Raw genomic sequence first — 16,789 nt, 5'->3', positions numbered from 1 at the left:
ATCGGCCATACGTGAGGGCCGCTGCCGGGTCGGTCAGCGGCCCTCACGAGGTCTTGGTGGCGCGTCAGCGCCGGGTGTAGATGAAGCCGATCTTGTCGACCTCGTCACCGGAGCGCCCGTGGAACCCCGCGATCTGCCAGCCGGAGGGCGCCGTGCGGGTCACGCAGTCGGACGTGGTGGTACCGCCCGCCAGGCTGCGGCCGAGGTTGGTCGTGAACTTCGCGGAGAAGATCCTCGTGCGGCCGTCGTACCGGCCCTCACAGAGCTGCGCGCTTGTCACGTACTCGTCGCTCCCCAGGGTCAGCGAGGATGCCGTGCCGCCGGTGCCGCCGTGCACGAGCGTGGTGCCGCCCGCCAGCGTCACGCCGACCTGGTCGACACGGGAGCCGCTGCGCAGCGAGATGCCGGTCGCCCGGGCGCCGGCCGGGACGCTGTCGATGTCGTCGTAGTAGTCGCCGTGCGGCCCGCCGAACTGGTCGCTGAGCTGGAAGGCGGAGTTGCGCGTCCAGCTGAACGTCGCGGTGATCGGGTCGTGGTCGGAGAGCATCTTGCCGTCGTCGGTGAGGAACTTGGCGTGCTCGTTGTTGTACGCGGTGGCGTTGAGCGAGACGAGTTTGCTGCCCCGGTAGAGGATCTTGTCGACGACCTCGCAGCTGTTGGTGACCGCGTTCTCGTCGCAGAGCAGCGGGTCGCTGCCCTTGGCGGGCGGGGTGCCGCCGCGCACCAGCTTGACCCAGGCGTCGGTGAGGCCGTTCGCAGCGGCGAACTCGGCGATCGTGTCACCCGAGCGCGTGTAGCGGGTGTTGGTGTCGCCCATGACGACGACGGCGTTGCCCGCGGAGTGGGTCTTGATGAAGTCCGTCAGCTGGTTGAGGTTGTCCGCGCGCGAGGCCAGATCGCCGTCGTTCGTCCCGGCGTTGGTGTGCAGGTTGTAGAAGTCGACGTAGACGCCCTCGGCCAGGCGCTCCCGCATGAACGTGAAGCCCTTGGGGGTGAGGCAGTCCCCCGAGTCGTACTGGCACGAGTTCCAGTGCACGCGCTCGAAGTCGTCTGTGTCGTACGGGATACCGGACAGCGTGTTGAGTCCGCTGCCGACGCCGGCGCCGCCGCTGGTGGGCGTGCGGTACGGGTGGGAGTCCGCGGCGTACAGGTACGCGTGGTAGTTGAAGTCCTCCTGGACCTGGACGATGTCGTACGGGCCGAGGCGTGAGCCGATCGTCGTGGTGCTCGACTGGCGCGGTGTCGGGGCGCTGGAGATGCCCTCGGGGAGACCGGCGACGTTGTAGCCGAGCACGCGGAACGTGCCCGAGTCGGCCGCCGTGGCGGTGGGCGCGGTGACCGTGAGTCCGCCGAGCGCGGCGGCGGCCGCCGCGAGGGTGGCGAGGAGTCTGCGCATGGGGAACGGCTCCTGGGGGGTGACGGGAGGGAGTGTTGCGCGCATGTCAAAACGTAGCGGGCGAGTCTCTGGGAGAAGGCGCTTTCTCCGCTCCCGGTGAAGATTTCACCTGCCGGTCGCCGCGGTGTCGGCGACGCCGAGGCGTCGGTGTCCGGTGCGGGAAGGCTCGCGGCGGGCGCTGACGGGGCAACTCGTCCTGCCCCCACAGGGTGCCCACCCCGAGCCCGCCCTCATGCCGCGTGCTGCCGCACCTCTTCCGCCAGCTTCTTGTCGAGTGCGGCGCGCACCAACGCCGCTGCCAGCACCGCCGGTTCGGTGTCCTTCGTCAGCTTCAGCAGCTGCTCCGGGTCCTTCGGCAGCCCCAGTCGCTCCGCACCCGACAGTGCCTTCGCGTCCAGGTAGGGAGCCACCTCGGGCCACACGCGCTGCACCTCGCGCAGGAAGATGTCCGCGCCGGCCGGTCCGATCCCCGGTATCTCCTGCAACAGCCGGCGCAGGGCGGGGACGTCGCCGTCGGCCTCCTTCCGCAGCCGCCGCAGGTCTCCGCCCCAACGCTCAGTCAGCAACTCGGCACCGACGCCCAGTTGGGTCGCCGTCCGCTCGTCGTAGCGCCGGTAGCCGCCCCGCCCCAGCGCGTCGACCCGCTCCTGCCAGTCCGCCTGCGCCATGTGGCGCGGGTCCTTCAGGCCCGCCTCCTGAAGCGCCCGCACCGTGGCCAGGGCGATCGAGGAGCGGATGCGGGCGCTGAGCAGCAGGGCCATCAACAGCAGCCGGTACAGCGGCTGCGGGGCGTCCTTGAGCCGGATCCCCGCCTCTTCCGCGTAGGTCTGCCCGTGCTCGCCGACGAGTTCCCCGATCACCTCGGCGGCTCTGTCGTCCCGTCCCATGGCGGCCTCACCGTGACGCCTTGAGCGGGTCGTGCCCCAGCGTCATGAGCCGGTGGCGCAGGTGCTCGTCCTCGGCCTCCGGCTCGTTCTCCACGTCCACCTCGGAGGTGACCGTGTCCACCACCTTGCGCATCACCCGGACGTCGTCGTCGGTGAGGTCGGTGCGCCGCTTCTGCAGGATCGACAGGACGTGCCGTCCGGTGGGCGTGCCCGCCTCCTCCGGCAGTGGCTCGCTCTCCTCCTCGGCGTCCCGGACCCGCAGCCAGGCCGCCAGTTCCTGGGAGGTCATGTTCACCACCCGGTGGAAGTCCTCCCACAGCGCGTCCATCTCCAGGGCGTCGGTCATGGTGTACTCCTCTCCACCCTCGATGGTCGGGTTCCGCTCGGGCTCGGGCTCACTCCTCGCGCGGCCAGTTCTCGGCCTCGAACATCCAGCGCTGCTTCTCCAGCTCCGCGGTGATCCCGATCAGCAGGTCCTGGGTGACGGGATCGGCCTCCGCGGTGGCGTCGATCCGCTTGCGCAGCCGCCCGATCGCCGCTTCCAGCGACTCCACCATCAGGCCCACGACCTCGGTGTCCCGCAGCCAGCCCTCCTTCGTGCCGGGCAGGCCGTAGACGGACGCGATGGTCTCCGGGCGGCCGTCCGGCGGCACACCGAGCGCGGACGCCCGCTCGGCCACCGTGTCGGCGTACGAGCGTGCGGTGTCGACCACCTCGTCGAGCTGGAGGTGGATCGAACGGAACCTGGGTCCGACGATGTTCCAGTGGGCCTGCTTCCCGACCAGGGACAGCCCGAGCAGATCCACCAGGGTCTCCTGCAGGGCCTCCCCGGTGACCCGGCGTGCGGGCTCGGGCAGCGTGCTGTGCACCACGGTCATCGCGCGCTTCTCCTTGTCGGTCGGTCGTTCGTGGCACGGAGCAGTTCGGCACGCTCCTGCTCGCCGGTGCCGCCCCACACGCCCGCCGTCTGCCCGCTGCCCAGCGCCCAGTCCAGGCACTCGCCCATGACGGGGCAGCGGCGGCAGACGCGCTTGGCGGCGGCGGTCTCCTCGACGGCGGGCCCCGCCGTCCCGACGGGGAAGAACAGCTCGGGGTCCTCACCCACGCACGCCGCTTGCCGCAACCACTCCATGCGCGCCCGGGTCCCCAGGACCGATCAGGTGAAACCCGGCGGGAGCGCCCCCCTTCCCCCGCGGCAGCGGTGAGCTTCCCGGCGACCGCCCGGCGGTCTATAGTTCAAAACTAGCGGTGCTAATTAACTCCGCTCCATCGCCGAGGCCGGTCAGGAGTTCCGTACGTGCGTACCGTCCACTTCGCGGCAGCCCGCCGCACCCCCATCGGCAGACTGCGCGGCGCACTGTCCACCGTGCGCCCCGACGACCTCGCGGCCACCGTGATCCGCGGCCTGGTCGCGGACGTGCCCGCGCTCGACCCGGCCCGCATCGACGACGTCTACTGGGGCGCCGCCAACCAGGCCGGCGAGGACAACCGCAACGTCGCCCGCATGGCCGCCCTCCTCGCCGGTCTGCCCGAGTCCGTCCCGGGAGCCACGGTCAACCGGCTGTGCGCCTCCGGCCTGGAGGCGGTGACGACGGCCGCCCGCGCCATCGCCGCGGGCGAGGCCGACATCGTGCTCGCGGGCGGCTCGGAGTCCATGAGCCGCGCCCCCTTCGTGCTGCCCCGCCCCGACGAGGCCCTGCCGCAGCGCATGGAGACCGCCGACACCCGCCTCGGCTGGCGGCTGGTCAACCCGGCGATGAAGGACCTGCACGGCCTGCTCTCCATGGGGGAGACCGCCGAGGAGGTCGCCGAGCGGTACGGCGTCCCGCGCGACCGCCAGGACCACTTCGCGCTGCGCAGCCACCGGCGGGCGGCCGAGGCCCGCAAGAACGGGCTCTTCGACGCCGAACTCCTGCCCGTGACCCGACCCGACGGCGTCGTCGTCACCGCCGACGAAGGCGTCCGCGAGGACACCTCGTACGAGAAACTCGCCCGCCTGAAGCCGGTGTTCCGCCAGGGCGGCACCGTCACCGCGGGCAACGCCTCGCCCATGAACGACGGCGCCGCCGGCCTCCTCCTGGTCAGCGAGGAGGTCCTCGACGAGCTGGGCCTCGACTCCCTCGGCCGGTACGTGGCCGGGGCCTCGGCCGGCGTGCACCCGGACGTCATGGGCATCGGCCCCGTCCCCGCCACCGAGAAGGCCCTGGCACGGGTGGGCTGGAGGATCGGCGACATCGAGGAGGCCGAGCTCAACGAGGCGTTCGCCGCCCAGGCCCTCGCCTGCGCCGACCGGCTCGGCCTCGACCCGGAGCTGGTCAACCCGACCGGCGGCGCCATCGCCCTCGGCCACCCGCTCGGCTGCTCGGGCGCCCGCATCCTGACCACCCTCCTGCACCGCATGCGCCGCACCGGCGCCGCCCGAGGGCTCGCGACGATGTGTGTGGGCGTGGGGCAGGGCAGCACGGTGCTCGTCGAGCGTCCGCGGATGTAGGAGAAGCGGGGGCGGCGCAGGGTTGTTCAGGGGCCGTCTCACCTGGGGCCCATCTGGCGAGACGCCCCTGACGCGGCCAGATGCGTGGGCATAGCATCGGTCCCCGCATGAACACGATGACGCTCTGGGACATATCGCCGTGGGGGTTCGCCGCGCTGGCCGCCGCCGCGCTGCTCGTCGGCTTCTCCAAGACCGCCGTGAGCGGCGCCAACACGGTCAGCCTCGCCATCTTCGCCGCCGTCCTGCCCGCCCGGGCCTCGACCGGCGTCCTGCTGCCGATCCTGATCGTCGGCGACGTCCTCGCCGTCCTCACCTACCGCCGCCACGCCCACTGGCCCACCCTGTGGCGCCTGTTCCCGGCGGTCGCCGCGGGCGTCGTCGTCGGCACGCTGTTCCTGGTGTGGGCCGACGACGCGGTCGTGCGGACCTCGATCGGCGCGATCCTGCTGCTGATGGCGGCGGTCACCGTGTGGCGCCGCCGGCACGCCGACCGGGACGACGAACCCGACGCGGTGACCACACGCGCCGGCCGGATGAAGGCCCGCTCCTACGGCGTCCTCGGCGGCTTCACCACGATGGTCGCGAACGCCGGCGGCCCCGTGATGTCGATGTACCTGCTCTCCGCGGGCTTCCGCAAACTGGGCTTCCTCGGCACCTCGGCCTTCTTCTTCCTGATCGTCAACGTCTCCAAGGTGCCCTTCAGCGCCGGGCTCGGCCTGATCGACGGCCGCTCCCTGCTACTGGACGCGGCGCTCGCGGTGTTCGTGCTGCCGGGGGCCGCCATCGGCAGGTGGGCGGTGAACCGGATCAACCAGCGCCTGTTCGAGCAACTGGTGATCGCGGCGACCGTGGTGGGCGCCCTCCAGCTCCTGCTGCGCTGAGCTATCGGAGCAGCGCGGGAAGGTCCGCGAAGGAGTCCAGGACGTGGTGGGGCTCGCCGCCGGCGTCCCGGTGGGTCTGTGGCAGGTACTTGCCCGTCTTCACGAGGACTCCGGTGAGCCCGGCGCGCTGGGCCGCGAGCACATCGGACTCGATGTCGTCGCCCACCATGAGCGCCTGGCCGGCATCCACCCCGAGGCGGGTCAGCGCGGCCTCGAAGAAGGCGGGCGACGGCTTGCCGGTGACCTCGGCCTCCGTGTGCGCGGCCTTCTCCAAGCCGAGCAGGAACGCCCCCGAGTCCAGCTGCAGCCCCCGGTCGGTGCGCCAGTACAGGTTGCGGTGCATGGCGACCAGCCGCGCGCCCTGCTGAAGGTGGCCGAAGGCCCGGTTGAGCGCCGCGTAGTCGAACTCGGGACCGGCGCCACCGAGGACCACCACGTCGGGGACGGTGTCCTCGTCGTCGACGAGAAAGACGTCCGCCAGGTCCTCCCGGATGTCACCGCTGGTGAGCAGCGAGCACCGCGCACCCGGGCAGTGCTCGGCGAGGTACGCGGCGGTGACGGCGGGCGCGGTGAGGATGTCCTCGGCGGCCACGGGGAAGCCGGCCGCGGACAGGGTCTCGGCGATCGAGGCACGGGTGCGGGACGTCGTGTTGGTGACGAGGGCGACCGCGTATCCGGATCCACGGATCTCCCGCAGCGCGTCGACCGTGCCCGGCAGCGGCTGCCACGAGACGGTGAGGACGCCGTCGATGTCGATGAGGACGGCACGCACTGCGTCGATGTCGGGCATGCCAGGACGATAACGAGCACGGTGCCGGAAGGCCGTACGGCATGCGGGAAGCTTCCCGCACAACGTGGTCCGAGGCAGCCGTACCCTCGTCGTCATGTCCCCGCACGTCCTGATCCTCGGCGGCACCACCGAGGCACGCGAACTCGCCGCGGCGCTGGCGCCCCGTCCCGGCGTCCGCGTGACCACGTCCCTGGCCGGACGGGTGTCCCGGCCGGGGACCGTCGACGGCGAGGTACGCGTCGGGGGCTTCGGCGGCGCGGAGGGGCTGGCCGCCTGGCTGCGTGAGCACAGCGTGGACGCCGTGGTCGACGCCACGCACCCGTTCGCCGTGGGCATCACGGCCAACACGGCAGACGCCGCCGCGGCCACCGGCGTCCCCGCCGTGGTGCTCCGCAGACCCGGCTGGAGCGCCGGCCCCGGCGACCGCTGGCACGAGGCGGCCTCGCTCACCGACGCGGCGGACCGTCTGCCGCGGCTCGGCCGGCGCGTCTTCCTCACCACCGGCCGAGGGGGCCTCGCCGCCTTCGCGCACCTGACCGACCTGCACTTCCTCCTGCGGTCGGTGGACCCGCCCGAGCCGCCCATGCCACCGGACACGCGGATACTGCTGGCGCGCGGACCATTCACGGTCGAGGGCGAGAGGGCGCTGCTGCGCGAGCACCGCATCGACGTGCTCGTGACCAAGGACAGCGGGGGAGAGGCGACCGCCGCGAAGCTCACGGCCGCCCGGGAACTCGGCCTGCCGGTCGTCGTCGTACGCCGCCCCCCGCTGCCGCAGGGCGTGACGGCCGTGCCGGACGTGGCGGGCGTGCTGGCCCGGCTGGGGCTCAGGGGGCCCTGACGAGGACGCGGGCACGGTCGGCACCCGGGCCTCCGCGCCGTCCACAGCCCACCCGCCCCCGCTACTCCCGGGGACGCCTGCGCAGCAGATACGTGTCCATGATCCAGCCCTTGCGCTCCCGCGCCTCGGCGCGCAGCCGCTCGATGCGCTCGGCCGTCTGAGCGAGGGGGCCGGAGACGAGTATCTCGTCCGGCGTACCGATGTACGCGCCCCAGTAGATGTCGATGTCCTGGTCCGCGTACCTCCGGAACGCCTGGTGCGCGTCCAGCATCACCACCACGTCGTCGACCCCCTCCGGGAAGCCCTCGGCGAGGCGGCGGCCGGTCGTGATCTGCACCGGCCCGGCGACCCGGTTCAGTCCCGTGCGATGCTTCGCGACCAGCGCCGAGACGCTGCTGACGCCCGGCACGACCTCGTACGAGAACGTCACCGTGCCCCGCTCGAGGACCTCCTGGAGGATCCCGAGGGTGCTGTCGTACAGCGCGGGGTCGCCCCACACCAGGAACGCGCCGCTCTCGTCCTCGCCCAGCTCCTCGGCGATGAGCCGCTCGTAGATCCCGGCGCGCGCCGAGCGCCAGTCGCCGACCGCGGGAGAGTAGGCGGCGCCGCCCGCGGCCCGGTCCCGCTGGGGATCGCGCGCCTCGACCAGGCGGTACGACCCCTGGGGCAGGTGTGCGTCGAGGATGTCGCGGCGCAGCTGCACCAGGTCGGACTTCACCTCGCCCTTGTCGAGGAGGAAGAACACATCCGTGCTCTTCAGCGCCTTCACCGCCTGCAGGGTCAGCTGGTCGGGGTCGCCCGCCCCGATGCCGATGACATGAATCTTTCGCACGCCCCGAGTCTGCCGTACGCCACCGACAGCCCTCGCGGCACGCCCCCTACGACCGCGCCCCACGCAGCCGGGGCGCCCACGCCCGCGCGTCGACGGTCGCCGCGTCCCGCTCCACCAGGGCTGCCAATTCCCGGGCCCAGCCGACCAGCCCGGTCACCTCCAGCCCGTACGGCCGGTCCCGTCCCGCCCCGGACGCCCACGCCTCGACGGCTCCGGCGCCGCGCCGCAGCAGCCGGGCGCCCCCGGTCACATTGCCCCGGGCCGCGTGCGTGAGACCCACCGCCAGCTGCGCGAGCCCGCGCCACAGGGCCCGCTCCTCCTCGGGCCCCGACTTCCAGGCGTCCTCGAAGACCTCGTGCGCGTGGAAGGGCCTTCCCGCGTCCAGCAGCGCCTGCGCCTCGGCGACGGTCTCCTCCGGGGTGCGCACGACGCCCTCCGGCTGGCGTGCCACGCCCTTGGCCCCGTACGGCAGCGGCCGTCCCAGACCGTCCCGCGGCCGCGCGTTGCGGGCCCGCCCCTCCGCGTCCCGGTCGCGTCCCCGGCCCGCCCGAACTCCCGATGCGTCGCTCATACCCCGATTGTCCCGCCTCGCCGGCCCCTTTCGGGGCAGGGCCCGTCGTGGGGTAAAGTTCTGTCCGCGTGATCACGCGGGACACCGCGGGAGCCGCACCGGGACGTGGCGCAGCTTGGTAGCGCACTTGACTGGGGGTCAAGGGGTCGCAGGTTCAAATCCTGTCGTCCCGACAGTTCGATGTCTCAGGACATCGGAAACCCTCGAACCTGCGGGTTCGGGGGTTTCGTCGTGTTGTCTGAGGTGCTGGGGCTGATCGTCGCGGGTGAGCTGTCCGGGCGTGCGGCCCCACTCGTCCGCCGCTGGGCCTGCCGCCGGGGCTCTGGACCTGCCGCCCCCGCGCGGTGCCGTCGGACGGGCCGATGGCCCGCCTGTGGGGAGGGGCGGCGGGCCATCGGCGGCGCGGTCGGTTCGGTCAGGGCGCGATGTCCCACTGCTGGCAGCCGTTGTCCAGCTGCGCCCACTGGCGGACGGCCGTGCCGTTGCTCGTGCCGCAGTTCGCCACGTCGAGCGTCATGCCGCTGTTGACGTTGGTGATCGTGTAGTGGCTGCCGGCCGGGGTGACGTCCCACTCCTGGCAGGTGTTGCCCAGTGACGACCAGAGTTGCACCGCGGTGCCGTTGTTGATGCCGCAGTTCTTGTCGTCAAGGACCGTGCCGCTGTTGACGTTGGTGATGGTGTAGTGGCCGTTGCCGGCGCTGGCGAACTTCCACTGCTGGCAGGTGTTGCCGAGCGAGGACCAGATGTCGATCGAGGTGCCGTTGGCGGTGCCGCAGTTCACGGCGTCCAGCACCTTGCCGCTGTTGGTGTTGGTGAGCCGGTAGGCGGTGCCGGTGACCGGGAAGGTCTGGGCGGCCTGGGTGTAGCCGACGGAGACGATGTTGGCCTGCACCGCGTTGTCGGCCGCGTCGGTCGGGTAGCCCGCGGTCATGACGCCCTCGAAGAACGAGCCGTCGGACCAGTTGCTGTCGTCGCCACCGGTGCCGAGGACGATGGCGCCCTCCTTGTGCATCGGCATGTAGCCGGCGGTGGTCGGCAGGCTGCCGCTGTAGTCGGTCTTGAGGGTTCCGGACTGGGCGTTGCCGTCCTTGATGGCGTAGGTGCTGCTGCCGTTGTTCTTCTCCAGCGCCGTGACGAACGTGCTGGAGTTGCCGGTGTTGTTGCTGTTGGTGCCGTTGCCGCCGGCGAACAGGCCGTTCTCCAGGTCCGCCATGACCCACGGGCCGGAGCCGGAGCAGGGCGAGAACCAGCACTCGGTGCCGAAGTTGATGGCGTCCATGTGGCCGTTGCCGGTGTCGGTGCTGCTCGTCTCGGCGTTGCCGTAGTCGAAGCAGCAGTTGCCGTCGACGTGGTGGCCGCTGGTGACCATGTAGGCGCCCTGCGGCTGGCTGCCGGTGGGGACGCCGTTGGTGCTGTTGTTGCGGTAGCCGACGCCGGCCTGGACGGAGACGCCGTAGACCTTGTTGCCGCCGGCGGTGACGGGCAGGGCGTTGGCGATGGCGCCGACGTCCTGCCCGCCGTTGCCGCCCGGGCCCTCGATGGTGAGGTTGTTGCCCTTGCCGCTCTGGTCGAAGATCTGGGTGATGATGCACTCGGTTCCGGCGCAGAAGGAGTCCTGGGCCGCTGCGTTGGCGTAGCCGCCGGCGCTGAGCGTGTTGATGTTCGTCATCGTGTTGTCGGAGAGGCGCTTGACCTGGTAGAGCCTGCCGCTGTACGAGGCGTACAGCGCCCGCGTGGTGCTGTGCGCGGCGACACAGGGCGTCCCCGCCGAGGCGTAGATGTCACACGGGAGGGACGAGGCGGCCTGGGCCGTGCCCGTGGTGGCGATGACCCCGCCCAGGATGCCGGCGACGAGTGCGAGAACCGCGCCCATCACCCTCAGCCGGAGACCGCTCAGGTGTCTGACTATCACTGTGAACCTCTTCCGTCTTGCGTTCTTCTCTGGCCCGGTGCCAGGTGCGCAGGGAGCAAGGGGGACTCCGGTATGCGGCGATGTGCGCATCCGGGACTGCCGCCGGGGACACGGCGTCGGCGCTGAACGCGGCCTCGCCACCCGCCCAGCAGGGGATTGTGGGCGCTAACAATCGAGACTGTCGGAGGCCGTCACTCATCCGGCCTCTATGGGGATGGGGGCAGGGGGATACGGCCGGAGTACGTGCCGCTCTGTTCGAGAGCCACGGGCCGGCGTGATGCAGCAGGTCAGATGGCAGACCGGCCTGAAGCTGAGGGTTGTAGATGTGCCGTTCTCGCGCAGTCGGGGGGTGATCGACCGGTCTCGCGACTCCGTCTTTTTACGCTCGGATGAACAGGCGGTCAACACTGTTGAACAGTCAAGAGTGTGGAAACAGAAGCTGTGGAGTTGGTTCGCTTCGGCGTGCGGACATGTGCCCAGCGGAGCTGCTGCGGCATTTGAACCCGCAGGTCAGATGGGTCATAGAGCTCCTGACAACGGTGTCGGACAATTCCGAATGCGAGCAGTTGGGGTGCCTTGACCCCGCCGAATTGTGTGCGCTAACAATTCCCCCACGGCGAGCTGGCTCCCACCGGAGAAGCACCCGATCGGAAACATTCATGACACGTGAGGAGGTGGAGGCATGGACGGGGATCGTGCACCGGTGATGGCGGACGTGGCCCGGATCGCGGGTGTCTCGCACCAGACCGTCTCGCGGGTCCTCAACGACCACCCGAATGTGCGACCCGCCACCCGGGAGCGGGTGCTCGCCGCCGTCCGTGAACTCGGTTACCGCCCCAACGCCGCCGCCCGCACCCTGGCGACGCGCCGCACCCGCACCCTGGGTGTGATCAGCTTCAACACCACGCTGTACGGGCCGGCTTGCATGCTCTACGGCATCGAGCAGGCGGCCAGACAGCACGAGTACTTCGTCACCGTGGCCGCGGTCGGCACGCTCGATCGGCGTTCGGTGCTGGACGCCGTCGACCGGCTTCGCGCCCAGGGCGTCGAGGGAATCATCGTGATCGCGCCGCAGACCGCCGCGGTCGGCGCACTGGCGAACGTGCCGCCGGACGTACCCCTGGTCGCGGTCGGCTGTGGCACCCACACCACGCTGGCCTCGGTCGCCGTGGACAACGAGGCGGGTGCCGAACTCGCCACCAACTACTTGCTCGACCTCGGTCATCGCACGGTGCACCACCTGGTCGGGCCGCGTTCCTGGCTCGACGCGCAGGAGCGCGAGGCCGGTTGGCGGAGCGCCCTGGAGAAGCGGGGTGCTCCGGTGACCGAACCGCTGGCCGGCGCCGACTGGACGGCCCGCACCGGATACGAGCTCGGTCAACGGATCGCCGCCGACCCGGATGTCACCGCGGTGTTCTGCGCCAACGACCACATGGCCCTCGGTCTGCTGCGGGCCCTGCAACAGGCCGGGCGCAGGGTGCCCGAGGACATCAGCGTCGTCGGTTTCGACGACATGCCGGAGACCGAGTACTTCGGCCCGTCGCTGACCAGCGTCCGCCAGGATTTCGACGAACTCGGCCGACGTGCCCTGCGCGCGTTGGTCGAGATCGTCGGCGACCCCGAAGCGGGGGTCCCCGCAGCCGACGAGACACCACACATCGTCATCCCGCCCAGCCTTGTGGTGCGGACGTCGGCGACCCGCCCCCGACAGTGAAAGGGAAGTCCCCAATGGACTGCTACCAGTTAGTGTGACCGCCGGCGATCCGGCTGTGACCACACACCACGTCATCCACGCCCCGATGGCCAGGGGCCGCTGCAAGTGACGTGCCGGCCGCGAACGATCCGCCGCGAAGCCCACCGGCCGCAAACGACCCGCGGCGACGCCCACCGGTCGCGAACGATCTGCGGCGACGCCCACCGGTCGCGACCGGTTCACCCAGGCCACTGCTCGGAGCGATCGGCCCCCAAGTCCTGACTCACCGTCGGGCATTCGCGCATCGCCGTCCGCCCGCCGCCGCGTTCACCACGGCGGGCCCCCACTCGGCGACAACCTCACCTCCGCCACGTACCGCTCTGCTGCGGACCACCACGCATCCCCCCCCGCCTCCAAGGAACCGGCATGCCTCGACGGGCCGCGGAGGCGTCCTCCATCCAGTCATCCCGTCTGCCCACCGTCCGCTCCCGGCCGTGGGCTCTCCCACCCCGACACGCCTAGAAGGGCGCTGATCAACGATGATCCGTACGAGACGATCCCGCGCTGTGGCTGCCGCGACCGCGGTGCTCATCTCGCTCGCCGCCGCCGGCTGCTCCAAGAGCGCCACCGGTTCCGACACCTCCAGCTCGGCGGGCTCCAGTTCGGCGGGCTCCAGCGCGGCCCCGGTCACGCTGGCCGGTTCGGTCACCTTCAACCAGAGCAACCTCGCCAAGCTCGACGCGGCGCTGAAGTCCGCGCTGGCCGGCAAGGACCTGTCCAAGGTCGACATCGCGATGGTCGTGAACGTGGCCGCCGACTACTGGAAGGCCGGTCAGGTCGGCTTCCTCAAGGGTTGCTCCGACCTCGGCCTCGCGAAGAGCAAGTGCACCTACTTCGCCCCGCCCAACGGCAAGTTGACCGAACAGAACTCGGAGCTGGAGACCCTTCGCTCGCAGGGCGTCACCGGCTACTCGATCTCGGCGATCGACCCGACCTCGGCCGCGGGGACCATCCACACCGACGTCCAGAAGGGCATCGACGTCCTGGCGATCGACTCGCCGCTGCCGGGCACCGACGCCGCCTCCCTCTACCTGGGCACCCCGAACTACACCGCCGGATACCAGGCCGGCACCGCGATGAAGCAGGTACTGGGCGGCAAGGGCAAGGTGGCCATCCTGGTCGGCTCGCTCACCGCGTCGAACGCCACCCAGCGCATCCAGGGCTTCGAGGACGCGCTCAAGGGCACCCAGATCACGGTCGCCCAGAAGGTCAACGACAACCTCCAGGCCAGCACCGCGACCTCCGACGCCGAGACCATCCTGGCCAACAACCCCGATGTGAACGGCCTGTACGGCGTCTACTCCTACGACGGCCCCGCGCTGGCCCAGGCGGTGACCTCGGCCGGCAAGACCTCTTCGGTGCACATCGTGTCGGACGACTCCGATGCCCAGACCCTCAAGTTCATCCAGTCCGGCGTCATCTCCGGCACCGTGGTGCAGATGCCGTACCAGCAGGGCTACACCGGGGCGTACCTGCTGGCCGCGGAGAAGGTGCTGGGCAAGGACAAGACGATGGCGATCGTCAAGCCGTACCTGGAGAAGGACGGTTCGACCCTGAGCTCCGGTGTGGGCCTGGTCACCAAGTCCGACCTGAGCGCCTACCAGTCCCTCGAGTCCCAGCTCGGGATCGGCTGAGCATGACGGTCACGACGAACGCCCCGGGCCGCGCGATCACCGCGCGGCTGCGGGGAGTGCACAAGTCCTACGGACCGGTGCGCGTCCTCGACCTGCCGGAGCTCGACCTGTACGCCGGTCAGGTGATCGGCGTGGTCGGCGAGAACGGCGCCGGAAAGTCCACGCTGATGGGCACGCTGGCCGGGTCCGTCCACCGGGACGGCGGCGAGATCCTGATCGGCGGCGAACCCCTCGCCGCGGGGTCCACCGAGGCAGCGGGACAACTCGGTATCGCCATGGTCTCCCAGGAGTTCCCCCTGGTCGGACAGCTCTCGGTGGCGGAGAACCTGCTGCTGGGCCGCCGTCCGCGGAAGTCGAAGCGGCGGTTCCTGGTGGACCGTGCCGCGCAGCGGGCCGAGGCCGAGGCGATGCTGGCTGAGATCGGGCTGTCCGCCGAGACGATCGCGGTGGGCCGGGAGGTGCGCACCCTTCCGGTGCCGACCCGGCAGATGATCGAGATCGCCAAGGCCTGGGGCCGTGAGCCCAAGCTGCTGATCCTGGACGAGCCGACCTCCTCACTGGGTCCGGTCGAGGCCGAGATGGTGCTGGGCCTGGCCCGGCAACTGGCCGAACGCGGCGGCACCGTGCTGTTCATCGGGCACCGGCTCGACGAGGTGCGGGAGATCAGCGACCGCATTCTGGTGCTGCGCAACGGCAGGCTGGTCGCCGACCTCGAACCGACGGAGGCCACCGAGGAGCGGCTGATCCGGGAGATGGTCGGCGGCGAGGTCGCGCAGGGCGAGCCCAAGGCGCCGCCGGCGACGAGCCCGGTCCTGCTGCAGGTCGAGGGCCTGACCGCGGACGGCCTCGGCCCCGTCGACCTGGAGGTGCGCAAGGGCGAGATCCTGGGTGTGGCCGGGCTGATGGGCTCCGGCCGCAGCCGTCTGGTCCACACGATCGCGGGCGCGCAGCCCTCGACGGGCGGCCGGATGCTGCTGGGCGGCGAGCCCCATCAGCCGCGGGACGCGGGTGACGGTGTGTCGGCGGGGATCGCGCTGATCCCCGAGGACCGCAAGGAGCAGTCGCTGGTGCTGTTCGCGTCGATCCGGGCGAACGTCGTCGTCTCGGTGCTCAAGCGGATCAGCACCCGGGGCCTGCTCGGGCCGGGCCGGGAACGCGCCGAGGCGCGGAGGATCACCGAGAACGTCAACGTGCGGATGCAGTCGGTGGAGCAGCCGATCGGCTCGCTGTCCGGCGGCAACCAGCAGCGCGCCATCTTCGGCCGCGCCTTCGCCGCCGAACCGCGTCTGCTGCTGCTCGACGAGCCGACCCGCGGTGTGGACGTGGGCGCGAAGGCGGAGATCTACAAGCTGATCGACCGGGCGGCCGAGCAGGGCATGGCGGTGGTGGTCGCCTCCTCCGAACTGGAGGAACTGCTGTGGATCTGCCACCGCATCGCGGTGATGAACCACGGACGGGTGGTCACGGTCATCGACCGGGCCGACGCCACCAAGGAGCGGATCATGACGGCCGCGGCCGGCACCTCCGCCCTCATCCAGGAAGCACCACCCGAGCAGGGCCAGCCCGACCAGGAACAACTGACGAACGGAGCCACAGCATGAGCGCGCAGAGCACGCTCGCACCCGACGAGGTCGCGCCGCGGTCCCGCCCGGCCGTATCGAGCCTCGCCCGCAAGCTCGCCGCCTCCCCGGAGGCGGGTGTCATCATCGCCTGCGTGCTGGTGTTCGCCGGGATCGCGGCGAATGCGGAGACCTACACCGCGGTGGGCAACCTCCAGGTCATGGGTCGCGACCTCGCGCAGGTCGGCATCCTGGCGATCGGCGAGTCGCTGGTCATCCTGACCGGCGGCATCGACCTCTCGGTGGGCGCGCTGGCCGGCCTGGCCGGCATCCTGGCCGCCTGGATGAACGTCGACCAGGGCATGCCCGCGCCCCTCGCGATCCTGCTCACTCTGGTGATCACCGCCGGCGTCGGTCTCTGGCACGGCATCATGGTCACCCGCCTGAACGTGCCGCCCTTCGTGATCACCCTGGTCACCTACACCGTCGCGCAGGGCATGGCGCTCGCCATCACCAGCGGCTCGCCCATCAACAACCTCGACCCGCTGTTCAGCAACCTGAGCCAGTACTACATCGGTGAAATCCCGGTCCCCGCGCTGTTCTTCGTCGGAGCGGCCGTCATCGCCTGGTTCGTGCTGGAGCGCACCTACGTGGGACGCCAGATCTACGCGGTCGGCGGCAACAAGGAAGCCGCCCGGCTCGCCGGCATCCCGACCGCCCGGCGGATCACCTCCACCTACGTCGCCAGCGCCGTACTTGCCGGTGTGGTCGGCATCCTGGTGATCGGCCGCATGAACGTGGCCGACCCCTCCGTCGGCGCCGGATGGGAACTGACCGCCATCGCCGCCGCGGTGGTGGGCGGCATGTCGCTCTCCGGCGGCGAGGGCCGTATCGCCGGCATCGCGGCCGGCGCCATCCTGCTGGAGTTCATCACCAACGGCCTGCTCGCACTCAAGGTCAGCCCGTACGACCAGCAGGTGGTGCAGGGAGCGGTCCTCGGCGTCGCCATCCTGCTCGACCGGGTGCGCGCACGCTACTTCGGCAGGAGCCGGGGCTGAGCGCTCCGCCGGAAGCGCAGTTCGAAGACCGCGGGCCGTCCGTGGCTGCTCGCGCGGTTCCCCGCGTCCCATCTGGGTGCTGGTGCCGCCGCGGACTTCGACGGACCCGCTCAGCACGTCGGTCGACTCCGCCGATCCGGGCGCAGGTGCCGCCTCGGCGTCTTCAGGAGATCGAACAGTGATC

Annotated in this window: 16 protein-coding genes and 1 tRNA gene; 8 read left to right on the top strand and 9 right to left on the bottom strand. The window is 71.1% G+C overall.

The genetic code is table 11. The annotated features are described in order from the left end of the window. Positions 1 to 64: 64 nt before the first annotated feature. The 5 genes from ACIRC0_RS02825 to ACIRC0_RS02805 form a co-directional block, all read right to left on the bottom strand. Complete coding sequence (locus ACIRC0_RS02825; protein ID WP_403610324.1) at positions 65 to 1,396, bottom strand: jacalin-like lectin; 1,332 nt, start codon at positions 1,394 to 1,396, stop codon at positions 65 to 67. Between the two features lie 230 nt (positions 1,397 to 1,626). Next, entirely contained in the window at positions 1,627 to 2,283 is a 657-nt protein-coding gene (locus tag ACIRC0_RS02820) for an endonuclease (RefSeq protein WP_403610321.1), read from the bottom strand. A gap of 7 nt (positions 2,284 to 2,290) precedes the next feature. After that, positions 2,291 to 2,629, bottom strand: a complete 339-nt coding sequence (locus ACIRC0_RS02815; protein WP_403610318.1) for a DUF3140 domain-containing protein — start codon at positions 2,627 to 2,629, stop codon at positions 2,291 to 2,293. Positions 2,630 to 2,678: 49 nt separating this feature from the next. Then, positions 2,679 to 3,161 carry a Dps family protein gene (locus ACIRC0_RS02810; protein WP_403610315.1) on the bottom strand — a complete coding sequence of 161 codons (483 nt, stop codon included), beginning with the start codon at positions 3,159 to 3,161 and terminating at the stop codon, positions 2,679 to 2,681. Further along, positions 3,158 to 3,415, bottom strand: coding sequence for a WhiB family transcriptional regulator (locus ACIRC0_RS02805; protein ID WP_403610314.1), 258 nt, complete (start codon positions 3,413 to 3,415; stop codon positions 3,158 to 3,160). Before ACIRC0_RS02805 ends, ACIRC0_RS02810 begins: the two co-directional genes overlap by 4 nt. Before the next feature lie 165 nt (positions 3,416 to 3,580). On the opposite strand from ACIRC0_RS02805, the gene ACIRC0_RS02800 reads away from it, so the two are divergent. Together ACIRC0_RS02800 and ACIRC0_RS02795 are read left to right on the top strand one after the other, a co-directional pair. Beyond that, positions 3,581 to 4,774: a thiolase family protein gene (locus ACIRC0_RS02800; RefSeq protein ID WP_403610312.1), complete on the top strand. Its 1,194-nt coding sequence runs from the start codon at positions 3,581 to 3,583 to the stop codon at positions 4,772 to 4,774. 107 nt (positions 4,775 to 4,881) lie between these two features. Further along, on the top strand, positions 4,882 to 5,655 hold the full coding sequence (locus ACIRC0_RS02795; protein ID WP_403610309.1) for a sulfite exporter TauE/SafE family protein: 774 nt from the start codon (positions 4,882 to 4,884) through the stop codon (positions 5,653 to 5,655). Between the two features lies 1 nt (position 5,656). Here ACIRC0_RS02795 and ACIRC0_RS02790 read toward each other — a convergent pair whose 3' ends face one another. Beyond that, on the bottom strand, positions 5,657 to 6,436 hold the full coding sequence (locus ACIRC0_RS02790; RefSeq protein ID WP_403612662.1) for an HAD-IIA family hydrolase: 780 nt from the start codon (positions 6,434 to 6,436) through the stop codon (positions 5,657 to 5,659). Positions 6,437 to 6,539: 103 nt separating this feature from the next. Between ACIRC0_RS02790 and ACIRC0_RS02785 the strand changes: the two genes are divergently transcribed. Beyond that, complete coding sequence (locus tag ACIRC0_RS02785) at positions 6,540 to 7,286, top strand: cobalt-precorrin-6A reductase (protein WP_403610307.1); 747 nt, start codon at positions 6,540 to 6,542, stop codon at positions 7,284 to 7,286. Positions 7,287 to 7,347: 61 nt separating this feature from the next. On the opposite strand, the gene cobF is transcribed toward ACIRC0_RS02785, so the two are convergent. Next, positions 7,348 to 8,118, bottom strand: a complete 771-nt coding sequence (gene cobF, locus ACIRC0_RS02780) for a precorrin-6A synthase (deacetylating) (protein ID WP_403610304.1) — start codon at positions 8,116 to 8,118, stop codon at positions 7,348 to 7,350. A gap of 46 nt (positions 8,119 to 8,164) precedes the next feature. Further along, on the bottom strand, positions 8,165 to 8,689 hold the full coding sequence (locus tag ACIRC0_RS02775) for a DUF309 domain-containing protein (protein ID WP_403610302.1): 525 nt from the start codon (positions 8,687 to 8,689) through the stop codon (positions 8,165 to 8,167). A 99-nt stretch (positions 8,690 to 8,788) separates the two neighbouring features. Between ACIRC0_RS02775 and ACIRC0_RS02770 the strand changes: the two genes are divergently transcribed. Then, a tRNA-Pro gene (locus tag ACIRC0_RS02770) sits at positions 8,789 to 8,862 on the top strand. Between the two features lie 242 nt (positions 8,863 to 9,104). Here the strand turns inward: ACIRC0_RS02770 and ACIRC0_RS02765 are convergent. Further along, positions 9,105 to 10,601, bottom strand: coding sequence for an arabinofuranosidase catalytic domain-containing protein (locus ACIRC0_RS02765; RefSeq protein ID WP_403610299.1), 1,497 nt, complete (start codon positions 10,599 to 10,601; stop codon positions 9,105 to 9,107). A gap of 682 nt (positions 10,602 to 11,283) precedes the next feature. Between ACIRC0_RS02765 and ACIRC0_RS02760 the strand changes: the two genes are divergently transcribed. The 4 genes from ACIRC0_RS02760 to ACIRC0_RS02745 all read left to right on the top strand — a co-directional run bounded on the left by ACIRC0_RS02760 (position 11,284) and on the right by ACIRC0_RS02745 (position 16,605). Then, positions 11,284 to 12,315 carry a LacI family DNA-binding transcriptional regulator gene (locus ACIRC0_RS02760; RefSeq protein WP_403610296.1) on the top strand — a complete coding sequence of 344 codons (1,032 nt, stop codon included), beginning with the start codon at positions 11,284 to 11,286 and terminating at the stop codon, positions 12,313 to 12,315. 545 nt (positions 12,316 to 12,860) lie between these two features. Further along, the gene (locus ACIRC0_RS02755; RefSeq protein ID WP_403610294.1) at positions 12,861 to 13,988 is read left to right on the top strand and encodes a substrate-binding domain-containing protein; all 1,128 of its coding nucleotides are present in this window, start codon (positions 12,861 to 12,863) and stop codon (positions 13,986 to 13,988) included. 2 nt (positions 13,989 to 13,990) lie between these two features. Next, positions 13,991 to 15,589 carry a sugar ABC transporter ATP-binding protein gene (locus tag ACIRC0_RS02750; RefSeq protein WP_403610292.1) on the top strand — a complete coding sequence of 533 codons (1,599 nt, stop codon included), beginning with the start codon at positions 13,991 to 13,993 and terminating at the stop codon, positions 15,587 to 15,589. Beyond that, positions 15,586 to 16,605, top strand: coding sequence for an ABC transporter permease (locus tag ACIRC0_RS02745; protein ID WP_403610290.1), 1,020 nt, complete (start codon positions 15,586 to 15,588; stop codon positions 16,603 to 16,605). The genes ACIRC0_RS02750 and ACIRC0_RS02745 overlap by 4 nt, the downstream gene beginning before the upstream one ends. Positions 16,606 to 16,789: the final 184 nt, after the last annotated feature.

The sequence above is a fragment of the Streptomyces sp. NPDC093984 genome (assembly GCF_044764595.1).
Lineage (GTDB): Bacteria > Actinomycetota > Actinomycetes > Streptomycetales > Streptomycetaceae > Streptomyces > Streptomyces cynarae.
The sequence above is the reverse complement of the archived record's forward strand: the minus strand, read 5'-3'. Positions and strand labels throughout refer to the sequence as shown.

What these genes read in the sequence shown, in the direction of transcription:
- ACIRC0_RS02785 (WP_403610307.1), top strand. Translation starts at nt 6,540, where the DNA reads ATGTCCCCGCACGTCCTGATCCTCGGCGGCACCACCGAGGCACGCGAA.
- ACIRC0_RS02805 (WP_403610314.1), bottom strand. Translation starts at nt 3,415, where the DNA reads ATGGAGTGGTTGCGGCAAGCGGCGTGCGTGGGTGAGGACCCCGAGCTG.
- ACIRC0_RS02745 (WP_403610290.1), top strand. Translation starts at nt 15,586, where the DNA reads ATGAGCGCGCAGAGCACGCTCGCACCCGACGAGGTCGCGCCGCGGTCC.
- ACIRC0_RS02775 (WP_403610302.1), bottom strand. Translation starts at nt 8,689, where the DNA reads ATGAGCGACGCATCGGGAGTTCGGGCGGGCCGGGGACGCGACCGGGAC.
- ACIRC0_RS02795 (WP_403610309.1), top strand. Translation starts at nt 4,882, where the DNA reads ATGAACACGATGACGCTCTGGGACATATCGCCGTGGGGGTTCGCCGCG.
- ACIRC0_RS02820 (WP_403610321.1), bottom strand. Translation starts at nt 2,283, where the DNA reads ATGGGACGGGACGACAGAGCCGCCGAGGTGATCGGGGAACTCGTCGGC.
- ACIRC0_RS02825 (WP_403610324.1), bottom strand. Translation starts at nt 1,396, where the DNA reads ATGCGCAGACTCCTCGCCACCCTCGCGGCGGCCGCCGCCGCGCTCGGC.
- ACIRC0_RS02750 (WP_403610292.1), top strand. Translation starts at nt 13,991, where the DNA reads ATGACGGTCACGACGAACGCCCCGGGCCGCGCGATCACCGCGCGGCTG.
- ACIRC0_RS02815 (WP_403610318.1), bottom strand. Translation starts at nt 2,629, where the DNA reads ATGACCGACGCCCTGGAGATGGACGCGCTGTGGGAGGACTTCCACCGG.
- ACIRC0_RS02810 (WP_403610315.1), bottom strand. Translation starts at nt 3,161, where the DNA reads ATGACCGTGGTGCACAGCACGCTGCCCGAGCCCGCACGCCGGGTCACC.
- ACIRC0_RS02760 (WP_403610296.1), top strand. Translation starts at nt 11,284, where the DNA reads ATGGACGGGGATCGTGCACCGGTGATGGCGGACGTGGCCCGGATCGCG.